This window comes from Erythrobacter neustonensis (assembly GCF_001663175.1).
GTDB classification, from domain to species: Bacteria; Pseudomonadota; Alphaproteobacteria; order Sphingomonadales; family Sphingomonadaceae; genus Erythrobacter; species Erythrobacter neustonensis.
The window spans coordinates 313,716-326,272 of record NZ_CP016033.1 but is presented as its reverse complement, the minus strand read 5'-3'; the positions used below and the strand labels follow the sequence as shown (position 1 = coordinate 326,272).

The following is a 12,557-nucleotide window of genomic DNA, read 5'->3' as shown; positions in this document are numbered from 1 at the left end:
AGCCTCCGGATGCAAAACGCGACTATACGAGCATTTGTTGGTAATGAGAGGTAATAAAGTATCTTGCCCGATAGCGCCGGAAGCTTGCGGGCAGATGAACAACGCGCAATGACGCGGACGTGATGACGGGTCAACATGGCAAGGCTTGCGACCGGCACGATCATGCCGATATTCTGCTGGCGGGCGGGGGCCATGCGCATGTCGCGGTGCTGGCCGACTGGATCGCGCGGGGCGGCCCGCCCGGCGCGGCGCGTGCGGTGTTGCTGACGCCCGAGCCTTACTTGCGCTATTCTGGCATGGTGCCCGGCTGGATTGCGGGGCAGCATGGCAAGGACGACGGGCTGGTCGATCTTGCCGCACTTGCGGCGCGCGCGGGCGCGGAATGGGTCGCCGATCGCTGCGCCGCGCTCGATCCCGAAGCGCGGGTGGTCACCTGCGGGGACGGACGCAGGATCGGTTTCGGCATCGCCAGCTTCGACACCGGCGGCGCACCGCGAGGGCGGGCGCTGCTGGGGAGTGATCCGCGCATTCTCGATATCCGCCCGATCGGCGCTTTTACCGATCGTCTCGCTCAAGTTGCCGCGTCGCAGCCCGAAATGCTTGCGCGGATCGTGGTGGCGGGCGGCGGCGCGGGCGGGGTCGAGCTTGCCTTTGCCTTGCGCAACATCGCGGGTCTGGCCGCGCGTCCTCGCGTCACTCTCGTCGCGGGCGAGCGCGGGGTGCTCCCCGGCTTTTCGCAAGGCGTGCGTCGCCGTGTCGCTGCTGCGCTGGCACGGCAGGGGATCGCGGTGATCGACGCCGAAGCGCGGCTGGAGGGCGGATGCCTGACCGCTGGAGGGCAAAGCCTTGCGCCTTTCTCCTGCGTGATCGCCGCGCTTGGCAGCGGCGCGCCCCGATGGGTCGCAGACAGCGGGATCGCGACCGATGCGGCGGGCTTCATTGCGGTCGACGCGCACCAGCGGTCGATCTCGCATGGCCATATCCTTGCCGCAGGCGATGTCGCCGCGCGGAGCGACCGAAGCCTTGCGCACTCGGGCGTGCATGCAGTCAAGGCCGGGCCGGTGCTTGCCGCCAATCTGCGCCATCTGGCCGCAGGCCAGCCGCCGCGCGCACGATACCGCCCGCGCGCCAACAGCCTCTATCTGCTCAACACCGGCGATGGCCACGCGATCGCGGCTTACGGAACCTTTGCCGCCGAGGGACGCTGGGTGCTTGCGCTCAAGCATGCCATCGACAAAGCGTGGATCGCGCAATACGCCCGTCTCGCGCGCGGGGATTGATCGGCGCCAAGGGGAATGACCGGGACGTGAAGAAGCTTGCCATCCTTGCCGTGTTGGCCGCGATCATCGCCGCCTATTTCATCTTCGACCTCGGCCAATATCTGACGCTTGACGGGATCAAGGCGGGGGTGGCGCAGTGGGAGGCATTCTATGCCGCCAATCCGGCAGGCGTGCTGGCAGGGTTCTTTGCGATCTATGTCGCGGTTACCGCGGCCTCGCTGCCGGGCGCGGCGCTGCTGACGCTGGCAGCAGGCGCCCTGTTCGGGGTGGTGACGGGGACGGTCCTCGTCTCCTTCGCCTCGACGCTGGGGGCGACGCTGGCGTTCCTGTCGTCGCGCTATGTGCTGCGCGACGCGATCGAGGCGCGGTTCGGGCAGCGGTTGAAGGCGATCAACGAGGGCGTCGAGCGCGACGGCGCGTTCTATCTGTTCAGCTTGCGGATGATCCCGGCCTTCCCGTTCTTCGTGGTCAATCTGGTGATGGGTCTGACCCGCATCCGCCTGTGGACCTATGTCTGGGTCAGCCAACTCGGGATGCTGCTGGGCACTGCGGTCTATGTGAATGCGGGAACGCAGCTTGCGCGGATCGACAGCCTTACGGGGATCGCCTCGCCCGCGGTGCTGGGGAGCTTCGTCCTTCTCGGCATCGCGCCGTGGCTCGCGAAGCTGGTGATTGCCGCGGTGCAGCGGCGCAAGGCCTATGCCGGCTTCACCCGTCCCAAGCGGTTCGACCGCAATCTGGTGGTGATCGGCGCAGGCTCGGCCGGGCTGGTATCGGCGCTGATCGGGGCGACGGTGAAGGCCAAGGTCACGCTGGTCGAAGCGCACGAGATGGGCGGCGATTGCCTCAACACCGGCTGCGTGCCGTCCAAGGCGCTGATCAAGAGCGCCAAGGTCGCCGCGACCATGCGCCACGCCGACCGTTACGGGCTGACCCCGCACGAGCCCGAGGTGCCGTTCAAGGCAGTGATCGCGCGGGTGATGGAGGCGATCGCGGCGATTGCGCCCAATGATTCTGTCGAACGTTACACCGGCCTCGGCGTCGATGTGGTCAAGGGATACGCGACGATCGTCGACCCCTGGACGGTCGAGATCGCATTGCATGGCGGCGGCACGCAGCGCCTCACCACCCGCAGCATCATCATCGCCAGCGGGGCCGAGCCGGTTGTCCCGCCGATACCGGGGATCGAGGCCAGCGGCTATCTCACCAGCGAAACGATGTGGGAGGCGTTCGCGCAGATGGACGCCGCGCCTGCGCGCGTCGCGGTGCTTGGCGGCGGGCCGATCGGGTGCGAATTGTCGCAGGCGCTCGCGCGGCTGGGATCGCAGGTCACGCAGGTCGAAATGGCGGACGCGCTGCTGGGCCGCGAGGATGCCGATGTCTCCGCGCTCGCCCGCGCGGTGCTGGACGGTGACGGGGTGCGCGTGCTGACCGGGCACAAGGCGGTGCGGATCGAAGGCGATGTGCTGGTCGCCGAACGGGGCGGGCAGGAACTGCGTGTGCCGTTCGATGCGCTGATCGTCGCGGTGGGCCGCAAGGCGCGACTCACCGGCTTCGGGCTGGAGGCGCTCGGCATCGACACCGACAAGACCGTGGTGACGGATGAATTCCTCGCCACCAAATACCCCAACATCTTTGCCGCAGGCGATGTCGCCGGGCCGTTCCAGTTCACCCACACCGCCAGCCATCAGGCGTGGTATGCGAGCGTCAACGCATTGTTCGGCACCTTCCGCAAATTCAAGGCCGATTACCGCGTGATCCCCGCGGTCACCTTCCTCGACCCCGAAGTCGCGCGCGTGGGATTGAACGAGCGCGAGGCGGAAGAGCAGGGCATCGCGGTCGAGGTGACGCGCTTCGAATTGCACGAACTCGACCGCGCGATCGCCGAGAGCGAGACCAAGGGTTTCGTCAAGATCCTTACCCCTGCGGGCGGGAAGGACACGGTGCTGGGCGCCACCATCGTCGGCGCACATGCGGGCGAGCTGATCGCGGAATATGTGCTGGCAATGAAGCACGGGCTGGGGCTCAACAAGATCCTCGGCACGATCCACGCTTATCCCACGCTGGTCGAAGCGAACAAGTTTGCCGCTGGAAACTGGAAGAAGGCGCACAAGCCCGAAGGGGTGCTTCGCTGGGTCGAACGCTATCACACCTGGCGGCGGGGCTGACGGGGCGGTGGAACTGTTCGATCAGTTGCGCGGGGTGATCGGCATTGCGATGCTGATGGGGCTGGCTTGGGGCCTCTCGGAGAACCGCCGCGGACATCCCGGCTGGCGCTGGATCGCGGGCGCTCTGGCAATGCAGGGCCTCCTCGCAGTGCTGATCGTGCGTGTGCCCTTCGTCTGGGCGGCGGTGGGGATGGTCAACAATGCGGTGAGCGCGGTCGAGGCGGCAACGCTCAAGGGATCGGCCTACATGTTCGGCTATCTCGGCGGGGCAGAACTGCCCTTTGCACTGCGCGAAGGCGCGCAGCCGCCGCTGGTGATTGCGTTCCAGATCCTGCCGCTGGTGATCGTCTTTTCCGCGCTGTCGGCGCTCTTGTGGCATTGGGGCGTGCTGCGCTGGATGGTGGGTGGGCTCAGTTTCCTTTTGCGCCGCAGCCTTGGCGTGTCGGGCGTGGTCGGCCTGTCGGGCGGGGCGAGCGTATTCCTCGGCGTGGTCGAAGCGCCGCTGGTGACCCGCGCCTATTTCGCGCGCGTCAGCCGCAGCGAGCTGTTCCAGATCATGACGCTGACGATGGCGACCATCAGCGGCGCGATCCTGATCCTCTATGCCACGACCTTGCGCGCGGTGCTGCCCGATGCGGTGGGGCACATGATCTCCGCCTCGCTGATTTCGCTCCCCGCCGCGCTGCTGATCGCGCGGCTGATGGTGCCGCCCGGAGACGAGGATGCCGCGACCGAGGTGGATGCCGAGGATACGGGCCTCAAGTACGAAGGCAGCATCGATGCGATAGTGAAGGGCACGATGGACGGGATGCAGCTGTTCCTCGCTGTCATCGCGGTGATCATCACGGTCTTCGCGCTGGTGGCGCTGGCCGACATGGCGCTGGCCGCCACGACGCTGGAGGTTGCGGGCGAGCCGCTGACCCTGAAGCGGATCATGGGCTGGCTGCTCGCGCCGCTGATGTGGCTGATCGGCGTTCCCTGGACCGAGGCGCAGGCCGCGGGCGGGTTGATGGGGACCAAGGCGGTGCTCAACGAATATGTCGCCTATCTCGAACTCGCCGCACTTGCCCCCGGCACGCTGGGGCCGCGAGCGATGCTGATCGTCACCTATGCGCTGTGCGGCGTGGCGAACCTCGCCAGCGTCGGCCTGCTGGTTTCGACCATCGGGACGCTGTGCCCCGAACGCCGCGCCGAGGCGGCGGGACTGGGAATGAAAAGCTGGATTTCGGGCAATCTCGCCAGCGCGATGACGGGCGCATGGATCGGGCTGGTCACCTATGCTTGATGCAAAGCTGCGCCCGCTGATCGACCCGCCGCTGGGGCGCGCGGGCACGGCGCTGGCGCGCGCGGGGGTTACCGCCAATGCACTCACCTTTGCCGGACTTGCGCTGGGGCTGGGCGGGGCGGGAGCGATCGCGACGGGCCACATCGGCTGGGGCCTTGGGCTGATCATCGCCAACCGGCTCGCCGACGGGCTCGACGGCGCGGTGGCGCGCGCGCGGGGCCCAAGCGATCTGGGCGGCTATTTCGACATCGTCGCCGACTTTGCCTTCTATGTCAGCGTGCCGCTGGCCTTCGGCATCCTCGCACCCGCGAACACGCTGCCGGGACTGGTGCTGGTAGCAAGCTTCGTGCTGACAGGGGTAAGCTTCCTCGCCTTTGCCGTGATCGCTGCCAAGCGCGGCGAGACGACCGAGGCGCACGGCCGCAAAAGCTTCTTCTATTCGACCGGGCTGGCCGAAGGGGCCGAAACGATCGCGGTGTTCATCGCGATGTGCCTTGCCCCTTCATGGTTCGGCGCCATTGCCTATGCCTATGCGGCGCTGTGCGTCGCAACCGTGGTGCAGCGCAGTCTTATGGCTGCGGCATCGTTTCGCGGCTAGCCGAACCCAGCAGCCGTTCGGTGCGGGCGCGCAGATCATTGATCCGCGCGGTGTTCGCGCCCAGATCGCTGCGGCCCACGCGGCTCACCGAGCGGAAATCGATCTGCGCATCGCTGACGCGCGCGACAACATCGTCGCGGAACCCGAACCAGCGGGTGTGCGCGGTGCCTTCGACCATGCCGGTCGCGGCGTTCTCGCGGATGTCGTCCAGACCCATTTCCTCCATCGCCGCCGCGACAGCGGCAACGCCATCGGCGCGGCTCGCACGGCCCAGCGGCAGCGGCGCGGGGCGATCGTCGCGGTCGGTGATGATCTGCGCGTGCGATTTGACGGCCAGTTCGCGGTCGAGCGGGGTGGCGCCTTCGTTATACAGCGGCACCTGACCCAGCGGCGCCTGATAATCGCTGAGCGCGTTGGCGCCCGATTCCTCGCGCGCGGCCATCGTTTCGGCAGAGAAGGCTGGCGGATTGGCGGTGTCGGTCGAAATATCGTGGATCGGATTGTCGGCAGCCTTCGACCGGGCCGAAGCGAACACCGCACCGATCATCCCCGGCACGATCAGGCCGACCACTGCCAGCACCACCAGGCCGTTGCGGCGCGGCTGCGTGCGCAGCGCAAAGATCAGCGCGATCAGCGCGGCCAGCGCCACCACCGCGATCAGGATCGTGCCGCCCGCCAGCGTCATCGTCAACAGACCGGTCTGCCAGCTGAGCAACCCGATCCGCGTGCCGAGCGCGGCAATGCCGAAGTAGATCGGGAGAAATGCCAAGAGGGCAAGGACGAGTTTGGCGTGCCAGGGGAGTGTCTTCATGACGCCAGCATAACGCGCCAAATGCAGTCCGCAATCTTTTCGGCAGCGCGCGGGAAACCCTTTGCGCGTTCGCGCATTGAACGATCAGCGGACAGCCGGGAAGGGGGGCGTAAACATGCGTGAAGTCTCGCTTTGCACGCCCGGAAATCTGGTTTATGCCCCGCTGGGATGCGGGAGGAACATAATGTTCAGAGGACAAACGACCATGAAGCGTAATTTCCTGAAAGGTGCCGCTGCGGTTGCAGCAATTGCCGCTTTGTCGGCGTGCGGCGGCAAGAAGGCCGAAGACACCGCCACTCCGGCGGCGACCGATACTGCGGCTGTTGCGGTTGCAACTCCGGCGGCCACCAGCACCGCAGCGGCCACGCCCGCCGGCGGCGCGGTGACCTATGCCAGCTTCACCGGTGATGCCGCAGCGGGCGAAAAGGTGTTTGCCGCCTGCCGCACCTGCCACGTCTTCGACGAAGGCGTGAACCGCGTCGGCCCGTCGCTCCACAAGGTCGTCGGTCGCAAGGCCGGATCGGTTGCCGGGTTCAACTATTCGGACGCCAACAAGAACAGCGGCATCACCTGGACGCCCGACGTTCTGTTCGACTACCTCAAGGACCCCAAGGCCTATGTGCCGGGCACCAAGATGGCCTTCCCCGGCGTGAAGGACGATCAGAAGCGCGCCGATCTCGTCGCCTATCTCGAAGCCCAGTCGAAGTAATCGGCTGGCCCCTCGGGCCACGGAAAAACGGGCGGTGCAGCATGGCTGCGCCGCCCTTTTTCGTGACCGCGTCCTTGCGGTGGGTGCCTCAGGCGGCGAGCAGCGCGGCGTCCACCGGGCAGTGGCGGGCCAGATAGTCCGCATGCGTGGGCAGGGTGGCCACGGCGCGTGCGGTGATCGTCTTCACGTTGGCAAGGAATTCGGTCAGCTGCGCGGGCGCAAGCTGATCGGCCATCGCGTCGTAATCGGCGGGCATCACACCCTGTCCCAGCATCACCTGCACCCAGCTGGCATCGCGGAACAGATCGTTGACATCGCGGCCCACGCGGCCCGATGCGGCAAACAGCGCCAGCTTGTGCGTCAGGCTGTCGGGCACATCCATGTGCTTGCAATAGCGCCAGAACTCGGTGTCCTCACGCGCGGTCTGGTGATAGTGCAGGATCAGGAAATCGCGGATCTGCGCGACCTCCGCTGCGCAGCGCGCGTTGTATTCTGCGCGCAGCGAAGCCGGATCGCCATGGCGCGGAAACAGCTGGACCAGCCGGCTGACATGCGACTGGATCAGGTGGATCGAGGTCGATTCGAGCGGTTCGAGAAACCCGCTCGACAGGCCGATCGCCGCGCAATTGTGCGCCCAGAACGCCTCGCGCCGCCCGGTGGTGAAGCGGATCGGTCGCGGATCGCCCAGCGGCCTGGTGTCGAGCCCCGCCATCAGCGTGTCGGCTGCGGCCTCGTCGCTCTTGAACCCGCTCGAATAGACGTGGCCGTTGCCGGTGCGGTGCTGCAAGGGAATGCGCCACTGCCAGCCGGCGTCCTTTGCGGTCGCGCGGGTATAGGGGACGAGGGTGGGCAAGCGTTCCGACGGCACGGCCAGCGCGCGGTCACAGGGCAGCCATTTCGACCAGTCCTGATAGCCCACACCCAGCGCCTCACCCAGAAGCAGGCTGCGAAACCCGGTGCAATCGATGAAGAAATCGCCCGCGACCGTCTTGCCGCCCTTGAGCGTGATCGCGGTGATGTCGCCGCTTTCCCCGTCACGCGCAACGCTTTCGACGATGCCTTCGGTCCGGGTCACGCCGTTCGCCTCGGCATGGCTGCGCAGGAACAGCGCATAGCGGCTGGCATCGAAGTGGTAGGCATAGGCGAGCCCCGTCATCGCGGTGTTGCCTACGCGGTCCATCTTGCCGAACCGCGCCTGATCCGCCGCCATCTGATGCAGCGAATAATCCCACAGGCTGCCGGCCTGACCGATCATCGCCGCGCGCCGCCAATAGTGGTGGAACGGCACCCGCCCGAGGCTCATCCCCGTCTCGCCGAAGGTGTGCAGATAGCGGCTGCCCTTGGCCCCCCAGTCGACGAATTCGATCCCCAGCTTGAAGGTGCCCGAGGTCGCGCTGAGGAAGGCGTTTTCGTCCAGCCCGAGGATCGCGTTCAGCCGCAGGATCTGCGGGATCGTCGCCTCGCCCACGCCGACCGTGCCGATCGCTTCGCTCTCGACCAGTTCGATCTTGAGCCGCTTGCCCAGAAGCTTGGCAAAGGCGGCGGCGGTGATCCACCCGGCGGTGCCGCCCCCCACGATCACCAGCCGCGTCACATCAGGTCTGTCCATGTCCGGTCCCTTGGTCATTCCGCCGCGGGGCGGAAGAAGGCATTGATGGTAAGCCGCCCGTCAGCAGGCGTGGTGCCGAGCGGTGCCAAGTTATCGATCACACCGCTGTGGAGGATGTTGCCGCGATAGAAAATCGCGCGGTTGAAGCGTCCCTCGGCGACATGGGTGCGCGCAAAATGCGGCGCGCCGTCGGTGGGATAGGCGGCCGGCGGCATTCCGGTGCGCGCGTGATCGGCCTGCACCGCGGCGGCATAGCGCGGATAGGTCTCGCCCGTCAGCGCCTCCAGCCCGGTCGATAGATGGCGGAAGAACGCCGTGCCGCCATGCGGACCACCGGGTGACAGGTAGAGCATCATTGCGATCTGCGCAGGATCGGTCCCGTCGACATGCGGCAGACGCTGCATCGGTATCAAAGCATGGGGCGGCGTCGTCACCAGCGAATACCACGCCTGCATCGCCCACCCGCGCCCGCCCGCAGGCGCGCCGAACCAGTGGTCGAGCAGCGGTGCAAGCATCGTCAGCCAGTCAGCGCAGACGCGCGCAGGCAAGGCGGCTCGCACGCCGGGATATTGTGGCGTGATCCTTGCAAAATTTTGCAAAACGGCATGCGAAATCGCGTGATCGGGCGTTTTCAGGAAACCATCGATGCTGATAAGCTGCTGATCGGAAAATGAAAAATCTTCGCAGCGCCACTTTTCAGGCGCGATGCCCCAATCACGAGGAGAGTCGGCGCAGGTCGGGATGGGCGTGATGGCCATGTCCCAAGCCTATCAAACTCGCATCCCTGCTCCAAGAGACAAGCATAAGGATCGAAGAATAAAAGAAAAAAACCGAGGTTGATCCGTCAAGAGCTGTCGCGAGGGTCCCGCAATTCCGCCACACAAGCGGCTGACCGTGCTGCAAGCTGCGAAACTGTGACAATCGCGCAACATTTGTCGATTGTGATCGTTCACAAATGAAGTTACGGGGGAGTGGTCTTATCCAAACCTCTCGAGATTAGAATGGGTTGGCAAGATTTTGTCGATCCTAGGCGCGCATCGCTGATTGCCGATTTACGCGAAGCTCTCCATCCGCTATGAAAAAACCTGCAAAAGCGTCGGCTAACGATGCTTGCGGGAGGGGACTTCTGATGAAAATGAACGGGTTCAATGCAAGCGCTCGCCTGCTGTGCGGCGCGGCGACATTCATGGCGCTGGCCGTCACCGGTGCGCCGGTCATGGCGCAAGAGGCTGAGCCGCAGCCCACCACTGTCGAAGGCGAGACCGAAGGCGACGCCATCGTCGTCACCGGCATCCGCCAGTCGATCCAGTCCTCGCTCGATGCCAAGCGCAACGCGACCTCGATCGTCGAAGTGATCACCGCCGAAGATCTCGGCCTGCTTCCCGACCAGTCGATCGCCGACTCGCTTGCGCGTCTGCCCGGCGTGACCGCGCAGCGCGTGCGCGGCCGTTCGCAGCAGGTCTCGATCCGCGGCCTCGGCCCCGACTTCTCGCTCGCGCTGCTCAATGGCCGCGAAGTGGTCTCGGCGGGCAATAACCGCGGCATCGAATTCGACCAGTTCCCGAGCGAGCTCGTCGCTTCGGGCGTGGTTTACAAGACCGGCGATGCGCAGCTGGCCGCAATCGGCATCGCCGGCGCGGTCGACCTGCGCACGGTCAAGCCGCTTGATTCCAAGAAGCGTCAGCTGACGGTTTCGGGGACCTACACGCTCAACGATCAGGGCCGCCTCAATCCCGATTTCGCCGATGACGGCTACCGCTTCTTCGGCAGCTACATCGACCAGAACGACGATGGCACCTTCGGCTGGTCGCTGGGTGCAACCGTGCAGTCGATCCCGACCCAGTATATCTCGCGCGAGTTGAAGACGCAGGACAGCCGCGAAAGCGGTGACCCGACCGTGCTCAACGGCCAGGTGCGCCGCGATGCCAACGGCGTGTTCTACCCCGCCGACAACCCGCGTCAGGGCGTCGTCAGCCGCACCTTCGAGCGCACCTCGATTGCCGGCAGCCTCCAGTTCGAGCCGACCGACCGCCTGTCGCTGACGCTCGACGGGTTCTACACCAACACCGACGACAGCGGCATCTTCCGCGGCACCGAAACCCCGATCGCTTCGTGGAGCGGGGCGACCTTCGGCGGCGCGACCGGCACCACCGATCAATTCGCCACCTCGGCAACCTACAGCAATGTCGTGCCGATCCTGCGCACCGACACGCAGGGCGCCAAGTCCGAGATTTTCGCACTCGGCGGCAATCTCGATTTCAAGGCGACCGACAACCTCGGCTTCGTGGTCGATTACGGTTACTCGAACCTCGACCGCAACGACATCAACTACGAAAGCTATGCCGGGACCGGTGCGGGCCGTTCGGGCGCGCAGGACACGCTCACCTTCACCTTCCCGCGCGACGGCGCCTACCAGATCGACACGCTGCTCGATTACACCGATCCTGCCAACTCGCTGCTCACCGATCCGGGTGGCTGGGGCCAGGTCGGCTTCCTCAAGCAGCCGAAGATCGATGACGAGCTGCACCAGCTGCGCACCGAAAGCTACTGGGAGTTCGATGGCGGTCTGATCGACCGGATCACCGTGGGCTGGCTCTACACCGACCGCACCAAGAACTTCGATTCCAACGAAAGCTTCCTGCGTCCCACCGCTGCCTTCGGCAACGGCTTCCGGGTGCCCGACAGCGCGATCGTCGGTTCGACCAACACCAAGAGCCTGGGCATGGACATCCTTGCCTATGATCCCTCGCGCTTCCTGACCGATGGCACCTACCGCGTCGAAAAGGCGACCTTCGACACCCAGTGGACCGTGGGCGAGCAGATCCACAACTTCTACATCCAGGCGGGGATTGACGGCGATCTGGGTTCGGTTCCGGTGCGCGGCAATATCGGCCTGCGTTATGCCGACACCACGCAGAATTCGGTCGGGACGATCGCTGGCGGTCTGAACGAAGTCGAGTATTCCTACGACAACTGGCTGCCGAGCATGAACCTCTCCTTCGAGGTTGCGCCCGATACCTTCGTGCGCCTTGCCGCATCGAAGACCGTGACCCGTGCGCGGCTCGACCAGCTGGCGGCGAACCAGAACCTCAACTTCAACAACACGGTCTGCGCCGATACCAACGCCGACCAGATCCCGGACACGGTGCTTCCCGGCCAGTTCCAGCCGCCCCGGCGCGTCTGCTACACGCTGGGCGGCGGCAACCCGCGGCTTGAGCCCTACCGTTCGACCAACCTCGATCTGTCGGTCGAAAAGTACTTCACCCCGGGCACTGCGATCATCGTCGCGGCCTTCTACAAGGATCTGTCGGACTGGGTGGTCGACCAGACCTCGACGGTCGACGTGACCCGCGAAGTCAACCTGGTCGGCTGGCAGGCACTGCTCAACGCCAACCCGGCGCTTGCACAGGGAACGTTCTCGGGCCCGACCAACTTTGCGAGCGGCAAGATCAAGGGTGTGGAAGGCACGCTGCGCCTCAACTACGGCGATCTGACCGATGCGCTCGACGGGTTCGGCAGCTTTGCCAGCGTCACCTATTCGGATGCCGAAATCAGCAACGGGACGAATTCGACTCCGATTCCGGGCTATTCGAAGACCACCTGGTCGGCAGACATCTTCTACGAGAAGTATGGCTTCCGCGCCAAGCTGGCGGCCCGCTATCGCAGCGGCTTCCTGTCCGAAGTGCAGAACTTTGCAGGCCAGCTTCAGGGTGCGCAGGCGCAGCCCGAAACGATCCTCGACGGTCAGATCGGCTACACCTTCGAAAAGGCCGATGGCTTCATGAAGGGCGTGCAGATCCTTGCCGAAGTGTTCAACCTGACCAACGAGCCCTTCGTGACCGAGAACAACCTGTTCAACGCGGCGGGCACCGATGTCGTCGGGACCTTCCCCAGCCGTCACGAAACCTACGGCCGGACGTTCAACCTGACGCTGCGCAAGTCGTTCTGATCGCGGCATGATGCAATAAGAGCCCGCGGGTCGCACCAAGGGTTTCAAGAAGGGCTCGCCAGCGATGGCGGGCCCTTTTGCTTTGGCGGGTTTGTGGCCGTGCGCTGACCCGGGCCTGCCCCCATCCAGACCCCCGGCAGACCCCCTT

General features: G+C 65.5%; 9 protein-coding genes. 6 read left to right on the top strand and 3 right to left on the bottom strand.

All coding sequences use genetic code 11. The features are described from left to right. Positions 1 to 122: 122 nt before the first annotated feature. The 4 genes from A9D12_RS01520 to A9D12_RS01505 are packed head-to-tail and all read left to right on the top strand — an operon-like array spanning position 123 to position 5,331. Complete coding sequence (locus A9D12_RS01520) at positions 123 to 1,280, top strand: FAD-dependent oxidoreductase (protein WP_068349079.1); 1,158 nt, start codon at positions 123 to 125, stop codon at positions 1,278 to 1,280. 26 nt (positions 1,281 to 1,306) lie between these two features. Next, a complete protein-coding gene (locus A9D12_RS01515) occupies positions 1,307 to 3,448 on the top strand; it encodes an FAD-dependent oxidoreductase (RefSeq protein ID WP_068353386.1) in 2,142 nt (713 codons plus the stop codon). 7 nt (positions 3,449 to 3,455) lie between these two features. Beyond that, positions 3,456 to 4,733 carry a NupC/NupG family nucleoside CNT transporter gene (locus A9D12_RS01510; RefSeq protein WP_082925325.1) on the top strand — a complete coding sequence of 426 codons (1,278 nt, stop codon included), beginning with the start codon at positions 3,456 to 3,458 and terminating at the stop codon, positions 4,731 to 4,733. Next, entirely contained in the window at positions 4,726 to 5,331 is a 606-nt protein-coding gene (locus A9D12_RS01505) for a CDP-alcohol phosphatidyltransferase family protein (protein WP_068349076.1), read from the top strand. The genes A9D12_RS01510 and A9D12_RS01505 overlap by 8 nt, the downstream gene beginning before the upstream one ends. Here the strand turns inward: A9D12_RS01505 and A9D12_RS01500 are convergent. Next, positions 5,303 to 6,142, bottom strand: coding sequence for a DUF1499 domain-containing protein (locus tag A9D12_RS01500; protein ID WP_068349073.1), 840 nt, complete (start codon positions 6,140 to 6,142; stop codon positions 5,303 to 5,305). The genes A9D12_RS01505 and A9D12_RS01500 overlap by 29 nt on opposite strands. A 205-nt stretch (positions 6,143 to 6,347) precedes the next feature. Here A9D12_RS01500 and A9D12_RS01495 point away from each other — a divergent pair, with 205 nt between their 5' ends. Then, entirely contained in the window at positions 6,348 to 6,851 is a 504-nt protein-coding gene (locus tag A9D12_RS01495) for a c-type cytochrome (protein ID WP_068349069.1), read from the top strand. An 88-nt stretch (positions 6,852 to 6,939) separates the two neighbouring features. On the opposite strand, the gene A9D12_RS01490 is transcribed toward A9D12_RS01495, so the two are convergent. Together A9D12_RS01490 and A9D12_RS01485 are read right to left on the bottom strand one after the other, a co-directional pair. Beyond that, complete coding sequence (locus A9D12_RS01490; protein ID WP_068353380.1) at positions 6,940 to 8,460, bottom strand: tryptophan halogenase family protein; 1,521 nt, start codon at positions 8,458 to 8,460, stop codon at positions 6,940 to 6,942. Between the two features lie 14 nt (positions 8,461 to 8,474). Continuing rightward, positions 8,475 to 9,074, bottom strand: coding sequence for a DUF6445 family protein (locus A9D12_RS01485; RefSeq protein WP_231889732.1), 600 nt, complete (start codon positions 9,072 to 9,074; stop codon positions 8,475 to 8,477). A gap of 521 nt (positions 9,075 to 9,595) precedes the next feature. Between A9D12_RS01485 and A9D12_RS01480 the strand changes: the two genes are divergently transcribed. Beyond that, complete coding sequence (locus A9D12_RS01480; protein ID WP_068353377.1) at positions 9,596 to 12,409, top strand: TonB-dependent receptor; 2,814 nt, start codon at positions 9,596 to 9,598, stop codon at positions 12,407 to 12,409. The last annotated feature ends 148 nt before the right edge of the window (positions 12,410 to 12,557 follow it).